This is a genomic window from Methanobrevibacter wolinii SH (assembly GCF_000621965.1).
GTDB classification, from domain to species: domain Archaea; phylum Methanobacteriota; class Methanobacteria; order Methanobacteriales; family Methanobacteriaceae; genus Methanarmilla; species Methanarmilla wolinii.
Map to the genome: position 1 here is coordinate 1 of NZ_JHWX01000021.1, position 21290 is coordinate 21290.

17 protein-coding genes and 1 pseudogene are annotated in these 21290 nt (G+C 25.0%); 8 read left to right on the top strand and 10 right to left on the bottom strand.

Going from position 1 to position 21290, the window contains the following annotated elements:
* From T523_RS08975 to ilvD, 5 genes and pseudogenes are all read right to left on the bottom strand, one after another.
* A pseudogene (locus T523_RS08975) lies at positions 1-143 on the bottom strand (IS5-like element ISMefo1 family transposase); the annotation flags it as partial.
* Between the two features lie 170 nt (positions 144-313).
* Positions 314-697, bottom strand: coding sequence for an acyltransferase family protein (locus T523_RS03150; protein WP_042707475.1), 384 nt, complete (start codon positions 695-697; stop codon positions 314-316).
* 201 nt (positions 698-898) lie between these two features.
* Positions 899-2623: an arginine--tRNA ligase gene (gene argS, locus T523_RS03155; protein ID WP_042707476.1), complete on the bottom strand. Its 1725-nt coding sequence runs from the start codon at positions 2621-2623 to the stop codon at positions 899-901.
* A 78-nt stretch (positions 2624-2701) separates the two neighbouring features.
* Positions 2702-3124, bottom strand: coding sequence for a signal peptidase I (locus tag T523_RS03160; protein WP_042707477.1), 423 nt, complete (start codon positions 3122-3124; stop codon positions 2702-2704).
* A gap of 355 nt (positions 3125-3479) precedes the next feature.
* A complete protein-coding gene (ilvD, locus tag T523_RS03165; protein WP_042707478.1) occupies positions 3480-5135 on the bottom strand; it encodes a dihydroxy-acid dehydratase in 1656 nt (551 codons plus the stop codon).
* Positions 5136-5386: 251 nt separating this feature from the next.
* Between ilvD and T523_RS03170 the strand changes: the two genes are divergently transcribed.
* From T523_RS03170 to T523_RS03180, 3 genes are all read left to right on the top strand, one after another.
* Positions 5387-7219 carry a threonine--tRNA ligase gene (locus tag T523_RS03170; RefSeq protein ID WP_042707479.1) on the top strand — a complete coding sequence of 611 codons (1833 nt, stop codon included), beginning with the start codon at positions 5387-5389 and terminating at the stop codon, positions 7217-7219.
* 208 nt (positions 7220-7427) lie between these two features.
* Positions 7428-8651 (top strand): bifunctional 5,6,7,8-tetrahydromethanopterin hydro-lyase/3-hexulose-6-phosphate synthase, encoded by a 1224-nt coding sequence (locus tag T523_RS03175; protein WP_042707480.1) that lies wholly within the window; start codon positions 7428-7430, stop codon positions 8649-8651.
* Between the two features lie 73 nt (positions 8652-8724).
* Positions 8725-9042 carry a zinc ribbon domain-containing protein gene (locus tag T523_RS03180; RefSeq protein ID WP_042707481.1) on the top strand — a complete coding sequence of 106 codons (318 nt, stop codon included), beginning with the start codon at positions 8725-8727 and terminating at the stop codon, positions 9040-9042.
* Positions 9043-9367: 325 nt separating this feature from the next.
* Here the strand turns inward: T523_RS03180 and T523_RS03185 are convergent, their stop codons facing one another.
* Positions 9368-10267, bottom strand: a complete 900-nt coding sequence (locus tag T523_RS03185) for a V-type ATP synthase subunit I domain-containing protein (RefSeq protein ID WP_042707482.1) — start codon at positions 10265-10267, stop codon at positions 9368-9370.
* A gap of 164 nt (positions 10268-10431) precedes the next feature.
* Between T523_RS03185 and T523_RS03190 the strand changes: the two genes are divergently transcribed.
* From T523_RS03190 to hisB, 5 genes are all read left to right on the top strand, one after another.
* A complete protein-coding gene (locus tag T523_RS03190) occupies positions 10432-11034 on the top strand; it encodes a flavodoxin family protein (protein WP_042707483.1) in 603 nt (200 codons plus the stop codon).
* 322 nt (positions 11035-11356) lie between these two features.
* The gene (locus T523_RS03195; protein ID WP_042707484.1) at positions 11357-12919 is read left to right on the top strand and encodes a flippase; all 1563 of its coding nucleotides are present in this window, start codon (positions 11357-11359) and stop codon (positions 12917-12919) included.
* 118 nt (positions 12920-13037) lie between these two features.
* Complete coding sequence (locus tag T523_RS03200) at positions 13038-13730, top strand: TOBE domain-containing protein (protein WP_042707485.1); 693 nt, start codon at positions 13038-13040, stop codon at positions 13728-13730.
* A gap of 1 nt (position 13731) precedes the next feature.
* Positions 13732-13935: a 4Fe-4S dicluster domain-containing protein gene (locus tag T523_RS03205; RefSeq protein WP_232229032.1), complete on the top strand. Its 204-nt coding sequence runs from the start codon at positions 13732-13734 to the stop codon at positions 13933-13935.
* 24 nt (positions 13936-13959) lie between these two features.
* Positions 13960-14538 carry an imidazoleglycerol-phosphate dehydratase HisB gene (hisB, locus tag T523_RS03210; protein WP_042707486.1) on the top strand — a complete coding sequence of 193 codons (579 nt, stop codon included), beginning with the start codon at positions 13960-13962 and terminating at the stop codon, positions 14536-14538.
* A 618-nt stretch (positions 14539-15156) separates the two neighbouring features.
* Here hisB and T523_RS03215 read toward each other — a convergent pair.
* The 4 genes from T523_RS03215 to cfbB all read right to left on the bottom strand — a co-directional run bounded on the left by T523_RS03215 (position 15157) and on the right by cfbB (position 21251).
* Entirely contained in the window at positions 15157-15987 is an 831-nt protein-coding gene (locus T523_RS03215) for a F420-dependent methylenetetrahydromethanopterin dehydrogenase (protein ID WP_042707487.1), read from the bottom strand.
* Positions 15988-16578: 591 nt separating this feature from the next.
* Positions 16579-18057 carry a hypothetical protein gene (locus T523_RS03220; protein WP_042707488.1) on the bottom strand — a complete coding sequence of 493 codons (1479 nt, stop codon included), beginning with the start codon at positions 18055-18057 and terminating at the stop codon, positions 16579-16581.
* A 371-nt stretch (positions 18058-18428) separates the two neighbouring features.
* A complete protein-coding gene (locus T523_RS03225) occupies positions 18429-19598 on the bottom strand; it encodes an oligosaccharide repeat unit polymerase family protein (RefSeq protein WP_042707489.1) in 1170 nt (389 codons plus the stop codon).
* Between the two features lie 252 nt (positions 19599-19850).
* On the bottom strand, positions 19851-21251 hold the full coding sequence (gene cfbB, locus T523_RS03230; protein WP_042707490.1) for a Ni-sirohydrochlorin a,c-diamide synthase: 1401 nt from the start codon (positions 21249-21251) through the stop codon (positions 19851-19853).
* Positions 21252-21290 lie beyond the last annotated feature (39 nt).

Genomic DNA, 21290 nt, shown 5'->3' on the forward strand with positions numbered 1-21290 from the left:
ATTACTGTATCTAATTTTTTAAGGTTTTTAAAACCATTAGATGAAAATATTTGTTTTGATTTTCTAGAACCAATAATTTTAAATATTTTGTCCAACATAATATAATTTGGGTCGTTTTTATCAAAATTTAAGTTATGCAACATTTTAATCGTCAAATATATATTTGTTGCACTTATTATTTAAATTTATTGGTTTAAACGACCTTTTTTTATTAAATTACTAATTTTACAATTGTATTATTACAAAACAAGAATATACAATAATTAAAAATATAAAAATAAGAAAAATGAGGGCTCAAAAACAAGTCAAAAATTCAGGCCCCTAAAAGATTTAATGACATATGATGAAAATGATAATTTATACTAATACAAAAGAATACGAATAATATAAAAATTATTATCCAAAATATATAGGGTATAAGAACTCTTTTCAAACGTTTAGTTACGAATTTTTTAAACGAATCTTTTTTATTAATTAATAATGCACCACTAATCATTACAAACAATGGAACACCAACATCTCTTAAAGAATTTAAAAAAAGTGAATAATACCATAATTTTGTATTAAACAAATTAGGCTTTACTACAAACATAGCAGAAATATGACATGCAATAATACAAAAAATAGCGAAAACTCTTAATCCATCTATATAAAATATTCTGTTATTTTTAGTTAAATCTATAAAAAATACCCCCACTTAAATTATTACTTCTCTCTAAATTATATTTAAAAATAATATTTAATAAATTTAAAAAATTATATGAATATTTTAAGAATAATACCATTAAAATGAAATTCAATTTAATTAAATTAGACTATTCTAAATAATTTCAAGAATTAAAATACATTGAATATAAATTTTATAAATTTTTTTAAAATATGAAAAAAGAATGTATCTCTACATTCTTTCTGGTGCAGCAACACCTAAAATATCTAAAGCATTTTTAAGAGTAATTTTAGCTTTTTCAACTAAAATTAATCTAGAAGCTTGGAATTCAGATCCAACTACTTGATTAGATTTATAAAATTTATTAAAGTCACTTGCTAATTCTTGACAATATGCTGCAATTGGATGAATTCTTCTAATTTCTGCAGATTCTGCAATTAATTTTGGATATTTAGCTAAAGTTCTAACAAGATCACATTCTAATTCATTAGGTTCCCAATTATCTTCAAATTTTAAATTATCTAAATCAATACCTTGATTTTTTGCTTTTGAAAGTAATTTAGAAGCACGAGCATGAGCATATTGAATAGATGCACAACCTCTTTCAAAGTTTAATGCTTCTTCCCATTTGAATTTTATATGTTTTTCTGGAGATAATTTAGCAATAAAGAATCTAACTGCTCCAATACCAATTTCTTCTGCAATTTCATCAATTTCTTCTTCAGATAAATCTTCACGTCTAGATTTAATTTCTTCTTTTGCTCTTTCTACTGATTCATCAATAAGTTCATCAACAGAGATGAAGTTACCAGTACGTGAAGACATACTTCCTTCAGGTAATGTAATAAATTCATAGAATAAAACTTCTACTTCATCACTATTAGATTTTATTTTTTCAAGAATCTCAAGAGCAGCTTTTACTTGACGGAATGCAAGTTTATGATCTGCACCAAGAATATCTAAAACAATATCTCCTTGGTCACATTTATACATATGATATGCAATATCTCTTGTAGAGTAAAGTGAAGTACCATCAGCTCTTCTTAAAACAAGACTATTTTTAATACCAAACTCACCAAGTTGAAGACGTAAAACATCTTCCATACGAGCATAGCCTATTTCAACCATTTCATCAACATATTTATCTACATCACCATTACGTACAAATTTTCCTTCCCAAACAAATTTATCATGTTTAATATGCATACGTTTTAATGTAGCTTTTATTCCATCAAGACAATGATTAATAGTATCTTCAAATAATTTATTTAATTCTTCATTATCCCCTTTTTCATACTCTTTAATTAAAGTATCCACTCCAGATTCAAGTGAAGGATCTTCTTTAAATTTTTGATTTACTTTAAGATAGATTTGACCAATATTATGATCTACTTTATCTTCACCTTGATCTTCTATTTTTAAACCTAATTCTTTAATACCATAAACAACCATAGCAAGTTGTCTACCCATATCATTAACATAATACTGTGTTTCAACTTCTCTACCAGAAGCTTTTAAAAGTCTTGTTAATGAATCTCCAATAATTGAATTTCTAATATGTCCAATATGTAATGGACCATTTGGATTAGCACTAGTATGTTCAAGAACTATTTTTTCATCAATTTTACTTAATTGACCATAATTATCATTAATTGAATTAAGTAATCCAACTGCAAATGAATTATAATCAATAAAGAAGTTTACATATGGTCCTTTAGATTCAATTTTAGTATAAATTTCAGGACATTCAATTACCTCTGCAATATCTTGTGCAATCATTGCAGGTGATTTTTTCAATACAGGTGCTAATTGAAATGCAACAGTAGATGCAATATCTCCTAATTCATGATTTGGAGGAAATTCTAAAGTAATTTTATCTTTAGGAATTTCAGCATCTAATTTACAAGTAGCATCATATAAAGCATCTATAGCAAGTTTTTCTATTTCATTATACATTGATTCACCTATAATAAAAATTAATTTAATAGAGTTAAAAACTCAAGTTTTTTAAATTTAATAAAAAGAAGATTTATTCTAAAGTCCTTTAAACCAAATAGAGATATACCCTATTTTAGGAATAATTAATGGTTGACCATTAACAGTAAGAACTCTTTCTTTAATTTGACTACTAGTAGCCAGATAAGGATCAGGAAGCTTATTATTATCTCCTTTAATCTCATAATATGTTGTTCCATTAATATTTGTAATATTAATTACCCTATGTACAACTGGACTATTATACCATGTTGCATCATAAACAACAATATCTCCTACTTTTACATCATTTGGATTAAATTCATTTATACCGAAACAATCAGTCTTTTCAACAACGACTATATCTCCCCTATAAAAAACAGGTTCCATACTTCCAGATACTACAACATTTAAATGTTGTCCTGCAATTAAGACTACAAAAATTATTACAATATAAAGAATTATTTCTTTCGTGTCAGACAAAGAAACACCTTTTTATGAATTTAATAAATAAAAAAATTTAAATAAACTAGTAAATTGTAAAATATCAATATAAACTCAGTATATAAAATCTATAAAGCATATTTAACTAGATTTATAATTTAATAATAAAATTTAATAAATAAATATAAAACAATTTTATTAAACTAAGTTTTATATTTTATTTTATAAATATTTAAAAATTAGTATTTAAAATTATAAAAAATTTAGCTTAAAAAAAAGATATTCTATTTAAAAATTAACTTAAGTATAATAATTAAATTTAAAAAATAATATGTTTAAACAAAGGTTAATGATAAAAATCAATGAAAAAAAGAAAAAAATTAAGATAAATAATTTATCTTAAAATAGCACCTTTATCAGCAGAAGAAACTGAACGTCTATAAATATTTAACCAACCTTTAACTTCTTTATCTGGAAGGTCAATAGTACCTTTTCTTGCTTCTAACTCTTCATCACTTAATTCAACATTAAGTTTTTTATTTAAGATATCAATTTCAATAATATCTCCTTCTTTAACAAGACCAATAGGTCCTCCACTTTTAGCTTCAGGAGATATATGTCCTATACATGGACCTCTAGTTCCTCCAGAGAATCTTCCATCAGTAATAAGACCAACATTTTTAATACCCATACCAGTAATAGCAGATGTTGGGTTTAACATTTCCCTCATACCTGGTCCACCTTTTGGACCTTCACATCTAATTACAATGATATCCCCTTCATTGATTTTACCACCAAATATTGCATCAACAGCATCTTCTTCACTATTATATACTCTAGCAGGTCCTTTAAGATGTAATAAATCATCAGGTACAGCACCTCTTTTAACAATAGATCCATTTGGTGCAAGATTACCTTTTAATACTGCTAATCCACCTTCTTTATGTATAGGGTTATCCATTGAATGAATAACATCTGAATCTTTAATTTCAGCTTCATCAATGATTTCACCTAATTTTTTACCACTACAAGTAAGACAATCTTTGTTTAATTTAGATTGAATAGCTTTTAATACTGCAGGTATACCTCCAGCATTATGAAGATCAAACATAGTATGTTGTCCAGCAGGTGAAAGAAGTGCTATATGTGGAATTTCATTACTAATTTTATCAAATAAATCAAGATTTACAGATACTCCTTTATCTTCAAGTTCTGCTGCAATAGCCGGAATATGAAGAGCAGTATTACTAGATCCACCAAGAGCCATATCCATAGCAATAGCATTTTCAAATGCTTCTTGAGTCATAATATCAGAAGGTTTAATATCTTCTTTAATTAATGAAACAATACGTTTACCTGATTCAAATGCAATTTCTTTTTTATCATCAGAAAGAGCAAGAGCAGTTGCACAAGTTGGAAGACTCATACCTAAAGTCTCAGTAACACAAGCCATAGTGTTTGCAGTAAATAATCCAGAACAACTACCTGCACCTGGACATGCAACTTTTTCAAGTTCATTTAAATCTTCTTCAGTTATTTTACCTGCAGCTAATTCACCACAAGCTTCATAAACTGTAATTAAATCAGCATTTTTACCTTTATAATGACCTGGTTTCATTGGTCCACCAGTAACAACAATAGATGGAATATCTAATCTACCAGCTGCCATTAACATACCTGGTACAACTTTATCACAAGATGGAAGAAGTACTAAACCATCAAAACTATGACCTTTAGCCATACTTTCAACAGTACTTACAACAATTTCCCTTGAAGGAAGAGAATATTTCATACCTTCATGGTTCATTGCAATACCATCACAGATAGCCATAGTATTGAATTCAAAAGGAATTCCTCCAGCTTCAATAATACCTTTTTTAATATATTCAACTAATTCCCTAAGGTGTATATGACCAGGAACAACCTCAGTAAAACTGTTTGCTATACCAATAAATGGTTTTTTAAAATCATCATCATTAAGACCACAAGCTCTTAAAAGAGATCTATGTGGTGCTCTTTGTGGGCCTTTTTTTACATTATCACTATTCATATAATCACTTAAAAATTAATAGTTAAGAATAAATTTTTAAAAACCTAATATCATTTTTAAAACGATAAAAAGTAGACATCTAATTATTTATAATTTCTTTTATAAAAAAATTTTTAAAAAATAAAAAAATTAGATAAAAATAGTTTATAAAAAAATATAATATAAATAATATTATCTACAAAATTTAAAATGTTATAATAAAAAATTTATACTAATTTTTTAAATTATTAATTTTTACAATAGGTGATTAAATGCGAATATTACTTATTCATTCAGATTATTTAAAATATGAGACAAAAAACAAAACTCCTGTAGCAGAAAAAATTGATGATGCTCATAAAAAAGGAGATTTTAATGAATCATTAGTTGTTTTCACATCTGTTGAGAAAGAAGATGAGAAAAATCCTGATGCAATCGTTAAAAATATGGTTAAAGAAGTTAAAAAAGTATACAATGATGTTAAAGCAGAAAATATTGTATTATATCCTTATGCTCACTTATCTTCTTCATTAGGCTCTCCAAAATTTGCAATAGAAATATTAGAAAATGCTGAAAAAAGCCTTAAAGAAGATGGATACAATGTATATAGAGTTCCATTTGGTTGGTATAAAGGATTTAAATTATCTTGTAAAGGTCATCCATTAAGTGAACTTTCAAGAACTATTACATCAGATATGTCTGATGATGAAGAAGAGAAAAAAGAAGGTCCTAAATCAGAATGGTTCATACTTTCTGATGGTAAAACTTATGACCCAGAAAACTATGAATATGATAATACAAGCCAATTAGAAACATTAGTTAAAAATGAATTAGGTACTGCTAAATCTGAAGAATGTGAACCTCCTCATGTTAAATTAATGAGAGAAAAAGAATTATGTGATTATGAAGCAGCTTCAGATGTTGGAAATCTTAAATGGTATCCTAAAGGTCGTTTAGTACGTGATTTATTATCTGATTATGTATACAATTTAGTAGTAGATCAAGGTGCAATGCCTATTGAAACCCCAATTTTCTACAATCTTGAAAATGATGCAATTAGAGAACATGCAGCTAAATTTGGAGAAAGACAATATAGAACTGCTACTAAAAATCCATTAATGCTTAGATTTGCATGTTGTTTCGGTGCATTTAGAGTACTTGGAGATACATACTTAACTTGGAAAAACCTTCCTGCAAAAGTATATGAGTTATCTACTTACAGTTTCAGATATGAACAAAAAGGTGAAGTTGTAGGACTTAAAAGATTAAGAGCATTTACAATGCCAGATTTCCATACTTTCTGTAAAGATATGGATAATACTTTAGAAGAATTTGATAAACAAGTAGATATGTGTGTACAAACTGGTGTTGATTTAGATGTTAATTATGAAATTATCTTTAGAGCAACTAAAGCATTTTATGATGAACATAAAGAATGGATGTACAATACTGCAAGAAGAATAGGTAAACCAATGCTTTTAGAAATTTTACCTGAAAGAAAACATTACTGGAGTTGTAAAATAGACTTTGCAGCAATTGATTATCTTGGAAGACCTATTGAAAACCCTACTGTACAAATAGATGTTGAAAGTGGTAAACGTTTCAATATTAACTACCTTGGTGAAGATAACGAAGAACATCATCCAACAATCTTACATTGTTCACCTACTGGAAGTATTGAAAGGGTTATTTGTAGTTTACTTGAAAAAACTGCAACAGAAATTAATGAAAAATCACCAATGTTACCTGTATGGTTAAGTCCAATTGAAGTAAGAATTTTACCAATTGCAGATAAACACTTTGAATATGCTAATGAATTAGCAGATAAATTAAGTGAAAATAATATTCGTGTAGATATAGATAATACTGAAGATAGAGTAGGTAAAAAAATTAGGAATGCTGCAAAAGAATGGGTACCATATGTATTCGTTATTGGAGATAAAGAATTAGAAAATAATAAATTCCAAGTAACTGTAAGGGAAACTGGTGAAAAAGTGGATATGACTATTGATGAATTAATAGATGAAATTCATGAAAAAACTAAAGGAATGCCTTACAGAAGATTACCTATACCAAGAAATACTGCAAATAGAATCCACTTCTAAATAAATATTAAGTATATAAGTTAAGATTTTAACTTATATAAATTTATATTTATAGACATGGATTTCAAGTGTAAAATAGAAATTATTTAAAATAATAAAAAATATAAAAATAAATTTAATAAAAAATATTTATGTATTTAATAACATAATATATAATAATCAAATTCATGATTACTTTCTAAGTAATGATATGATTGGAGGATATGAAATGTATAATATAGGAGAAGCTCTCATTGGAAATGGAGACGAATTAGCTCATGTTGATTTAATAATTGGTGATAAAGAAGGACCAGCAGGTACTGCTTTTGCTACAAGTTTAACTAATTTATCAGTAGGACACACACCACTTCTTACTGTTATTAGACCAAACTTAATGACTAAACCTGCAACTGCAATTATTCCTAAAGTTACAGTTGGAAACTTAGAAGATGCAAGTAAAGTATTTGGACCTGCACAAACCGCTGTAGGTAGAGCTGTTGCTGATGCAGTAGAAGAAGGAATAATACCTAAAGATATTGTAAATGATATTGTTATATTAGTTTCTGTATTTATTGGACCTGGTGCTGAAGATTACAGAAAAATATACCAATACAATTATGGTGCTACTAAATTAGCAATTAGAAGAGCAATGAATGGATACCCAGATATGAAAAAAGTTTTAGCAGAAAAAGATCGTGGAACTCACCCAATTATGGGCTTCAAAGTACAAAGATTATGGAATCCACCATACTTACAAGTTGCTCTTGATTTAGACAACTTAGATGCTGTAGAAAGAATCATGAATGCACTTCCACAAAGAGAAAGAATCCTCATTGAAGCAGGAACTCCACTTGTTAAAAAATTCGGTGTAGGAGTAGTAAGTAAAATCAGAGAATTACGTCCTGATGCATTTATTATTGCAGATTTAAAAACTTTAGATGTAGGAAGAGTAGAAGTTAAAATGGCAGCAGATGAAACTGCTGATGCAGTAGCAATTTCTGGTCTTGGAACTGTTGAATCTATTGAAAAAGCTATTCATGAAACACAAAAACAAGGTATTTACTCAATCTTAGATATGATGAATGTAGATGACTTTACTGGAAAACTTAAACAAATCAAACCTGAATTAAAACCAGATATTGTTTTACTCCACAGAAATGTAGATTTAGAAACTAGTAAAGCTGAAAAAGGTGAAGATACTAGCGATATGACTGAATGGGGTAATATTAAAGAAATTAAGAAAATTTTAGGTAATGGTTTAATTGCTGTTGCTGGAGGAATAACTCCAGAAAAAGTTGAAGAAGCAACTTCAAAAGGAGCAGACATTATTATTGCAGGAAGATACATCATTGGTTCTAGAGATCCTAGAAGGGCTGCTGATGATTTCTTAGCTCATTTCCCTGTAGACCCAGATAATATGAGACTTGCTCTCGATGAAGATGAAACTATTTAAATATTTAACTATTACTTTTTCTTTTTTTAACTTTTTTTAATATATAGAGATTTTTTAATAATTAGGTGATAATATGGGATTTTGTAATTCATGTGGTAAACCAATGACAAGAACAGATGAACTTGGAACAAATAAAGATGGTAGTCCAAATGAATATTATTGTATAGATTGTTATCAAAATGGTGAATTTACAGAACCTGATTTAACAGTAGAAGATATGATTGTTAAAAAAGCTCAAGAAATGTTAGATAAAAATCCTGATTTAAGAGAAGGAGATGCAACTGGATTACTTATAAATTTCATACCAAATCTTAAAAGATGGAATAAAAACTATGAATCAGAACAAGAACATTTCACTAAAAAAGAAGAAAAAGGATATAGAAATAAATAATGAATCTAATTAAATAAATTTAATATTTAATATTTCATTAAATTTAATTAAAATTTTAAATATCTAATTTTAATAAAAAATGCTTTAAAATCCTTAAATAATCTATTCAATTAAAAATAGATATAAAATTATAAAATAAATAAAAAAAACTAATTTTTAATAAAGTAAATTAACTTAAAAATAGAAAAAACTAATTCTTAATAAAATAAAAAATTATTCTTAAAATCTATTAAAATCTTCAAAAATTTAAGAAAACTTTTTTTAAACTTAAATATTAATTAAGTTAAATCTCTAAATAAAACATTTCAACTAATCTAAGATTAAACTAATTTTGATTTAAAATAAAATTTTTAAGTCTTTTAATAGTGTATTCATTTGAAATTTTATCATATCGAGTAGAATATAACTCTTCTTGAATATCATCATATTTTTTAGAAAGATTAATATATTCTTCTTGAAGTTGAGAAATTAATTTATCTTTTTCTTCAGTAGAATCTTTATTTTCATTTAAATTTTCAATAGTTTGAAGTTTTATTTTAAGTTCTAAATTTTCTTCTTTTAAAGATTTAAGATTTTCAATAGATTCATTAAGTGCAATATTCTCATCTTTTAAATCATTAAGACTTTCAAGTTTAGATAAAAGTATTTTATTTTCATTTTCTAAATTAAAAAGTTCATTAAGTCTATTATTAAGTGCAACATTCTCATCTTTTAAATTATTAAAGTCTTCAAGCTTTAAATTAAGTTTTTGATTCTCACTATTCAAATCATTTAATTTAGATAGAAGATCCTTATTTTCTTTATCTAAATCTTCAAACTTAGATAAAAGATCCTTATTCTTTTTATCTAAATCCTCAAACTCATTAAGCTTAGATAAAAGATCCTTATTTTCTTTATCTAAATCTTCAAATTTACTAAGTTTAAAATTAAGTTCTTGATTCTTTTTATCTAAATTATTAAAATTTTCAAGTTTTAAACTAAGATTCCTATTTTCTTCTTCTAATTGAGAATATTTTTCTTTTAATGAAGTAATTTTAGTATCATAATCTAAGATATCTTCAGAATATGGGAAAATTAATACATCTTCTTTATCTTCAAAAACATTATCTTGTTTAGGTATTGTAATCTGAATTTGTTCTGTTTTATAGGTTTTTCTTTTACCATCCTTTAAAGTTCTAGTATATTCTCTAGAATATTTCTTAACAATACCTTTAACATGTCTCATTATTACACCAAAAATAAGAGTTATTAAAAATTTTTATACTATTTAAATATTTAAAATTCTTTTTATATACATATTACTATTAATAAAAGACAATTAAATTTTAAGATTTTAAAAGTAAATCTAAAAAGATAAAAATTTATTAAATTAAAATATAATTAAAAATTATGAAAAGAGAAGATAAATTAATATTAGGAATATGTGGAAGCCCTAGATCTGCTACAACAGAATATGTTTTAAAAGAAACCCTTAAAAAATTAGATGAAAACAATTTCAAAACTAAATTTTTAGGAGTTAAAGGGAAAAAAATTGGATACTGCTTCCATTGTGATTACTGTATTGAAAATAAAGAATGTATTAACAAAGACGATATGTGTGAATTTTATAAATCAATACAAGAAGCTGATGGAATAATAATAGCATCTCCAATACATAGTGGTGGTATCAGTGCTCAATTAAAATCTGTTATGGATAGAACAAGAGCACTTGAAGCAATTGACTATAATTTATTAAGAGGTAAAATAGGTATGAGTATTGCAATAGGAGGAGATAGATGTGGTGGACAAGAACTTGCAATACAAGAAATAAACACATATTATATATTACATGGAATAATTCCAATAAGTGGTGGTCCATTTGGATCTAATCTAGGTGCATGTTTCTGGTCACAAGATAGTTTAGAAGAAATTAAAAAAGATAAATATGGATTTGAAAGCTTAAATAGAACATTAAATGAATATATTAAAGCATTAGATAAATATATTCAATAAATATAAAAACATGAATCTTTTTTTAACTTATTTTTTAAATAATTATAATTTAAGAGATTATTTATTAAATTAATGATTATAATTAATTGAATTATAATATAAAAGGAATATATCTGATTTTTAAACCTAAAATTGATTTAATAAAATATTTGAATAATTAAAAAACAATAGACAGTAATTTAGAATAATAAGAAATAATATAAGCAAAATTTTATAAAAAAATTAAAAACAGGAAATATAAAAGAGAATAAAGAAAAAACAACAAAGTTTATATAAAATTTTAAATATAGTTTTAAAAGTATTATTTTTAAATGGTGCTAAAATGACGGAATCTAAGGTAGCTAAAGGTAGTTTTTTCATATTAATAGGAAATATAATATTTCGTATTGGTGGATATCTCTATCGTTTTTTAATGGCTTCCTTACTAGGACCAGCAATGTATGGTATTTTAGGTTTAACTCTACCATTCCAAGGAGTATTTCAAATATTATCTGCAGGTGGACTTCCACCTGCAATAGCTAAATATGTATCTGAATATAATACTCTAAACAAAGAAGATATGGCTAGACAAACCATAAAAACATCACTGAAAATCATGGTTTTTTTAGGAATATTTATGGGTTTTATTATGATAACCATTGTAGCACCATGGTTAGCATATTCTGTATTTAAAAATCCAATTGCATTACTCCCATTACAAGCTGTAGGTTTAATTACTCCATTTAGTGTAATTGTTGGTGCATTTAGAGGTGCATTCCAAGGAGTATATAAAATGGAATACATCGTAGCAACAAGAGCTGTTGAACAAATAGGTATGATTATTTTTGCTACAGGATTTGTATTAATTGGATTAAATGCTTTTGGTGCAGTATTAGGTTCAGTTATAGGATTTTTCTTAAGTTCAATTTCTGGTGTATATATATACAAAAAATATATGGGAAAATATATTGAAATTAAAAATCCAAATTTTAAAATTAGTATAAAAGATAAATTAAAACTTGCAAAAAAACTTATTAGTTTTTCAATTCCTGTAACTGTTACAGCACTTGCTGAAATGATTATTTACAGTATTTCTACTTTTATTATGGGTATCTTCTTAACAAGTACTTTAATTGGATATTTTACAGCAGCAGATCCTATTGCTAGATTACCTTTAATGGTATCTACATCTATTGCAACAACAATATTACCTGCAGCAGCAGAAGCATATGTAAAAAGAGATAAAAAACAATTAAATCATTATGTATTTAAATCCTATGAATATTCAATATTATTAACATTACCATTATGTGTTTTTATTATGATATTTGCAAAACCAATAATGAGAGTTGTTTATTTCACAAATGCACAATATTCATTAGGAGGAAGTGCACTTGCTATACTTGTTATTGGTATGACATTTTATGCATTATATAGTGTATCAACAGGTATTATACAAGGTATAGGACACCCAAAAATATCAATGTATATTTTACTTCTTGGTTCTGGATTAAATATAATTCTTAACTGGTTTTTAATTCAAAAAATGGGAATTGTTGGAGGAGCTCTTGCAACAACAATATCAACAATAATATTTACAGTTCCTACAGTTTATATAACATTAAGACTTACTAAATCTAAATTAAAATATAGTAAACTAAATAAAATCATCTTAGCAAGTATTATAATGGGTATAATTTTATATATAATTCCAAATAATGTATATGGATTAATACTTGCAGTAATTTTAAGTCCTATAATATATCTAATTTCCTTAATTTATCTTAGAATATTTGAATCTGAAGATATAGAAAGAATGAAAAGCTTAAACAATAAATTTGGTCCTTTAAAAGGAATTTATATAAAAATAGTTAAAAAAATTGAAGAAAAAACAATAAATGAATAGAATAATAAAACTAATTATTCCTATTATTATAATATTTTAAAATAAAAATATTAATATAAAAAATTTTAAATTACTTTAATAATAAAAGTATATGTAGTTACAATAGGTAGGTAATTTTATGACAAAAGTAACTGCAGATGTTGAATATAAAATAAGTTTAGATGGTAAATCCTATTTACTTAATCAGAAGAAATTTAATCTTTTAAAATATATTAATTCTTCTAATTCAATTAAAGAAGCTGCTGATAAAACTGGAGTATCTTACAGAACTGCACTAAATTATATAGATAAAATTGAATCTAATTTAGATATTGCAGTAGTAAACACTACAAAAGGTGGAAAAGGTGGTGGAGGTAGTACTACTTTAACTGAAGAAGGTAAGATGATTCTTAAGGAATGTAAGAAAATCAATGCTATAATGGAGCTTCATAGAGAGGTTAATGAAATCGAAGCAACTGTTCTTGAAATTGATAAATCAAAAAGAATAATGAAAATACAAATGAGAAACACAATTATTACAATTCCATTAAATGAAGAATACAATGTTGGAGATAGAATAATTGCATTAATTAGTTATGATAATATTTTCATTATGCTAGAACCACAAAAATCCAGTATTCGTAATGTTTTAAAAGGTAAAATAGTTGAATTAAAATTAGAAGATGAAATGATTAGAGTAAAAATTGATGTTGATGGCATACCAATATGTGCAGATGTTACCGTTTCTGCTTCTAAAGATTTAGAATTAACCATAGGTAAAGAAGTTTATATTGGATTTAAAGCTGTTTCAATAGCAACACTAAAAATATGAGGTGTTTAAAATTTTAAAAATAATAGTTGATGAGGAAAAATGTATTGGTTGTGGAGATTGTAAAGAAATCTGTCCAAAAGGTGGTAAAATTTGGAAAATAAGCAATAATATTGCACATGCATCAAATCTCCAATATTGTCATGTTTGTACCATTTGTGCAATGGCATGTAAACAAGATGCAATTTTAGTTGAAAGAAATGGATAAAAATAAATAATAACCAGTGATATAATGGCTAGAAAATCTAAACTTAAAAGAAAAACATCAGAAACAGATATTGAAATTGAATTAAACATAGATGGTGAAGGAAATTACAATATTGATACTGGTTTACATTTCTTAGACCATATGCTAGAATCATTTTCAAGACATAGCTTTATTGACTTAAATATTAAATCAAAAGGAGATATAGAAGTAGACGATCACCATACTATTGAAGATGTTGGTATATTACTTGGTGAAACATTTAAAGAAGCAATTGGCAATAAAAAAGGTATTAAAAGGATGGCTGATGCAACAGTTCCTATGGATGATTCAATTGCAACAGTTGCAATTGATATTAGTGGTCGTAGTTATTGTAATATGTATGTTGATTTTACTAATGAAAAAATTGGAGATGTAAGCAGTCAAAACATAATACATTTCTTTGAATCATTTGCTGATTCAGCTAAAATAAACTTTTATGCTAAAGTTTCTGGTTTTAATGATCATCATAAAGCTGAAGCACTTTTTAAGGCATTTGCTAAATCATTAAAAGAAGCATGTAAAATTGAACATGATAAAATACCTAGTACTAAAGGTGTTTTATAAAATAAAACCATCTATTTTTTATTATTTTTATATTATTAAGATTGTTGAAATCTTTCTAATTTTTATAATACATTTTGACTTTGTTGAAATCCTCGAAATCTTTTGAATAAATTTTCTTAAAATTGATTTTCAAGCATTAATTATTATTTAAATTTTTATAAAAAATAGGAATTCAACAACCCTATATTTTTTTAAAATCAATTTCTAGGTATTAATACTATTTAATAGGATTTAAACAAGCTAAAAATTAAAACTTTAAATAAAACAAATTTTCAAAATAAACTAAATAATTTTTTAAAAAATAAGAATTTGTGAAATAAATTTTTATAAATACTATTTTTACTATTTAAATAAAATAAAATAAGTTTAAAAAATCTAATAAAATTAAATAACTAAATATTATAAAAATTAAACAATAATTTTATAAATAAATTTAAATCTATTTAAAATAATTAAGTAGAAAATTAATTAAATAAAATGTATCATTAAAAATAGATAAAATAGAATAATACATATAGATTATAATATATAATTTATACAAAAATAGTTAAAAATCTAAAAAAAAGCTTTAATCAATTATAAAAAAAGTAGAAGAAGTAGTTAAAAAACTACTTTAATCTATTGTGGTTTAGAAATTAATTCTACTTTAGATCCAATTGAACCATCACCCATATGAGGGGTTCTCATTACTGTATCATTGGATTTTTCTATTTCTCTTGCTTCAGTAGCTAAATTAGCAGCAACTCTAGCCATTTCATGTGCAGCAGCTACAACAGGTAAGAAATCTTTGTAGTCTTTCATCATGAAACATCCTTTAGTATCAAGTTTTGCTAAGTTACCACAGATTTCATATGCAGCATAAGCTTTTGCTTTTGCATATGGGTTTGCAAATCCACCAGCTTCAACAGCTTTATCAGCAGTAATGATGAGTTTTGGTAATTCAACATCTTTTCCTGCATCAACATCTGCAATGATTTTATCAAATGTTTCTTGTACTAACCTGTAAGCACCAGTTGCAGCTAATACTTTAATTACATCTGCATTAAATGAAGCCATTTCAGTAGGATCTAACCATTCTCTTCTAGCTCCAATCATAGGATCAGCCATTACAATAATGTAACCAATACCTTGTTCATCCATTTCATCTTTTTTACCTTTACCTGGAGCATCTCCAATAACAAATGCTGGAATGTCTCCTTCAGATAATAATTCTCTTGCTTTAGCAGGACCTGGTGCTCCTGGGTTAGGACTTATGAAAACACAGAAATCAGGGTCAAAGTCTTTTACCTTAGGTACTACTTCTTCTACTTGTTCTGGGTTCATTTTTGCACCAGAACTGAATACCCTAACATCAATATTAGGTCTGTCTGCTCTTTCATCAAGTAATAATTCTAATACTGGTGATGTACCAATATTTCCGCTTTTAACTATTCCAATTTTTACAACCATAATATCACAAATAATAGTATATTAAAATACTTATTAAGTATTTTTGTTTATAAATAAACCAAAAAACTTAAATAATATAATATAATTTTCATTATAAACTAAATAAAAAAAGAAATATAAAGGTTTATTATAAAAAATAAAGGTCTATAATAAATTTTTAAAAAAATAACAATTTTAATTTTAATATAATTAGAATTAAAAAAATATCAAACCATAAATCTTAAAAAAACTATAATATTTAATATAAAAATAATTTTATAATTAAATTAATGAAGACATAACTTATAATTTATAACTTATAATTTATAACTTATAATTAAATTAATAAGATAATTATAATTTATAAGTTAAACCTTATAAGATATAATAAAAAAATATAATTAGAATTTATAAGTTAAATCTTATAACTTATAATAAAAAAGAAAATAAAAATATACCTTAATAAAATTAAAATTTCTATATAATTTATCTCTAAACAAGAAAAGACTAATTCTAGAAAATTAAATTTTTAAAAAAATAGTTTTTCAAAAAAAATCAAAAAAATATAAAAAGATAAAAAGAGTTGAAATTAAATTTAAATATAAAACATGATTATTTTTGAGAGTTTTTAAATTTAGATCTAGCTCTCCAAATTTTAAAAGTACTTCTAATATTACCTTTTTTAAGAGAGTAATTAAAGTTATTTATAATATTAACAAGATTATAAATAGCTAATTGACCATTTTCAACAAGATCCCCGCTAGGAGGATATAATTTTCTTAATGCCCTTGGAATATCCCAAATATTTACAATAGGAATATTTAATTCTTTTGCAAGATTTATACTACTATGGAAAACATGATAGCCATAAATTTTAATAGAAGGTACTTTTAATACTCCAGCTTCAATAGTCATACCCATACCTGCACCATAAATAAGTGCATCAGCAGAATATGTTAAACTAATAATATCTACATGATTATCTAATATTTTAACTTTAGGAGATTTAGATAAATTTTCAACATAAGATTTATCAAATCTAAAAGGTGCAACAAGGGTTGGATAATCAAATCCATCAATTAATGGAATCAAATCAGATAAATCTTCTTTTTTTAAGTCTCCCCCAAGTAAAACAAGAATATAATGACTAAAACCATATTTATTTTCAATATCTTCTTTAGATAATAAATCACTATTTAAAACTTGATCTTGAACATATTTAGCCATTGGATATCCACCAATATTAATAACATTCTTAAGGCCATACTGTATTTTAAGATATAACTCATAGTCATTAGAAGGTACTGTAATAAGGTTAGCCTGTGAAATTAATTCAATAGGATTGTAAATATCTTGTTCAATATGTAATACAGGAGTTCTTAATAATTTAGCAGCAGCAATAGATTTTCTTACATCTCCAGCATTACCACAAGTAATAAGAAGATCAATTTGTTCACCTATCATTGCTTTAAGAGCTCTAAAAATATCTCTAAAAATAAGACCTGCAAGATGAGTATTGCCTTTATTAGATTGGTTTGCTCTTCTTCCTTGACCAATATAAAAAACTTGATCACAATATGGTTCAATTAATTCCTTAACACCATCACCATGATATAGGCCAATAATTCTAGTATGTTTCCAATTAAGTTCTCCTTTTTCTTCAAGACCCTTAATACATTTAATTACAGGAATAATAGTTTTAGCTGGTGTTAATTCACATGCAAAAGCTAAAGTTCTAAGTTCAACTTTATTTGGATTATCTTTAGGTGCAAATTTACTACGTCTAAAATATTCTCTAGCTTCATTAATACCAGTTACAATAGAATCATCATTTTCTTCAGTATCTTTAATAATATTAGAATTAGAATCAGTATGAACCTTATTTTCATCATCATCTAAAAGGTTTAAATTATCTAATAACTCATTAACAGATACTCCCACATCTTGTTCAAATTCATTTATAGATACTCCAAATTCATCTTTAAATTCATCTGGACTCATGTGAAGCTGATTTAATAATACATCATCTTCATAATTTTCTTTATTAGTATTAGATATATTTAGATTTTTAGACTTTTTAGAATCTTCCATTAAAAACCAACCTAATTATAAAATTTATAAAATATATTATGTATTAATTTATTAAATAAATTATTTAAATTAAGCGAATTTTATAAAGATTTTAAGAAATATCTAAAAAAAAATAATAAAATAGAAATATTAATAATAATTCATTTGAATTTAAAAATAATTAAAAAATAAATAAAAATATAGATAATTAATAAAAACTATTCATCAATATAGATTGTTTAAATAAGTAATTATAAAAATAAGATAATTAATAAAAACTATTCACCAATATAAATTGTTTAAATAAGTGATTATAAAAATGAAATAATTAAAATCTAAAAAAATAAAATAGCTAAAAACTTAATACTAAAATCTAAAAAAATAGCTAAGTATTAAGTTTCAAGATAAGAATTCTTAATTTCATATAATCCATATATTAAAACAATAATAGACAATATATAAAAAATCCAAACAACTAAATCTGTAGGTCCTGTTTCTAACCATATTATTGTTTGAGCAAGTATTATAGCATAGAATGCAGTAAAAATATCATGTTTATATTTCTGTACTGTATGAAGTGATTTAAGAATAAAACCTAAAATAAACATCTGTATAAACATTCCAATAAATCCAAAATCAAGGAGAGAAGGACCAAATATTGTAGATGTTGTTGAATGAGAATTGGATATTACATATGATCCAACTAAAACACGAGGATCAACAGATGAAAAGAAACCTGTTAAAGTAGAATATAAAAGTGCTCCATGTGAAATTCCTTGTTTATAAACAATTTTATCAAGAATATTAATTGTATATGCAGATCTATATGAAACTAATTCTAATGGATTAATTTTCCAATGTTGCCATTCAATAGATTTTATAGCAATAAAACCAATTCCAATAAGAAGTAATACAATTAAAATTAGGAATAATATCCTGTATTTAGTTTTAATTTCACGAGTATAATATAAAGTTATAAAACTTGATAAACATATTGCAATTGGTGTTGTCCTATATCCAGTTAATGAAAATAATATTATCCCAATAAGAAGTAAAATATAATGAGCATTTCTATTATACTTAGCAAGTAATATATTAATACATGGTAAGAATATTAAAAATGATAAAAACCAAATTTTACTTGCTGCCTTCTTTTTAAGGTATCCACTAAATAATGGAATACCACCTAATAAATAAAAATTAATTAACTGTAAGACTAAACTAAAAATAATCAAAGATACTAATAATAACTCTAAATTAGAATATCCATCAAATAAATTTAATTTTTTTAAATATACTCTAAAATAGCTATCAGAATTATTAACCCTAGTATTTATCTTTGAAAATTTTTTAATTAATTGAGTTTTTTTAAGTATAAAATCTGAAAACTCAAATCCAAATATTAAAAATACAATACCTAAAAATATATACAGAAATACATAAGAACTTGGAAAATGTATTAATTTAGGTCTTGTAAAATGAATAGGGATTGAAATTAATACAAATATAATAGTAAGAAAAACTATAATATATGGATTTAAATAGTCTCTTTTTTTAAACATTTCAATTACCTAATAAATAATTTTAAATTCTACAATAAAATATCTAAATTAACTAAATTTAGTATCTAATAATATCTAATTAACTAGTACTAATTAATCAATATATCATATATCAAAGTACATTATTATAATTACCATATCTAGTAATTTATACATATAATCAATAATTAAAAGTGAAAAACCTTGTTAAAGAATATCATGATGAGATTTAAATTTTATACATATAATCAATAATTAAGGACATAATTTTAACTAATTTTCACCAATATATCTTGTAAAATTATATGCAAAATTTGGATTTGAACATGCATGAATATGAATATAACTTGCCATTACATTTTTATTATAAATACCATCCTGAGTACCATTAATACCTTTACCTCTTTTAACATTAAGAGCAAATTTAGCATTATCATCAGTACCTAAAGAAGTATAATGGAATTCATGTCCTCTGAATATATCTCCTTTATTAGATATGAGATTATCCTCACTTGCTTCTGCAATAGTATATGATAATCCTTGAACATGTTTATTCATTTTTGAATCATATGGAAGAACATTACACATACTTCTACCATCAATAGATTTTGATAAATATATTAATCCTCCACATTCCCCATAAATAGGATTACCATTATTATAAAAATCATAGATAGATTTTCTCATTGAATAATTTTCTTCTAAGTCTTTAGTAAATAGCTCAGGATATCCTCCACCAATATATAATCCATCAACATCTGGGATTTCATCATCTTTATATGGACTAAACTCAATTATTTTAGCACCATTATCTTCTAATGCATCAAAACATTCTTGATAATAAAATGAAAATATCTCATCACGAGCAACTCCAATTTTAACATGTTTTTTATTTCCAACTTTCCATAATTCATTGGAATCAGCTTTTTTAAACTCTTCATTATCAGAAATATATTGAGTATTTTTAATAGATTTATTAGAGTTTGAGGAATAATCTTTCATAATTTCTAATAAAGCATCAAGATTAACATATTCTTCAACAATTTCAACCCATTTATTAATATTAGATGCAATAGTTTCTTTTTCTAATGCTGGAACTAAACCTAAATGACGTTGTAAAACTTCAATATCTTTATTTCTAGGGATTCCACCAATAACTTTTGTATTTGTTAAAGATTCAATGGCTTTTTTAGCTTTTAAATAATGTCTTTTACCTTTAACTTTATTTAAAATAACTCCTTGTATATTAACTTCAGGATCAAGGCTTTTAAAACCTAAAACTACTGCAGCAGCACTTTTAACAAGACTTCTTGAATCAATAATTAAAACAACAGGAGAATTTAATGCTTTTGCAATAGAAGCAGTATTACCAACATCTCCAGTAGGAGATATTCCTTCATATAATCCACGTACTCCTTCAACAATACCAATTTTAGAATTTGAAATTTCTAAACCCCTTTTAAAACACTGATTAATTTGATAATCATTCATAAAAAAAGAATCTAAATTTCTAGATACATTTCCAGTTGCTAAACTATGATAAGAAGGATCTATAAAATCAGGTCCTACCTTAAAAGCTTGTACATTTTTTTCTTTAGAAAGAGCTCCCATAATTCCTGTTGCAATTGTTGTTTTTCCAACTGCACTACTTGTTCCAGCTAATACAATATTCATATATAAATTTAATATTAATAATATTATTAAAAGTTTTTT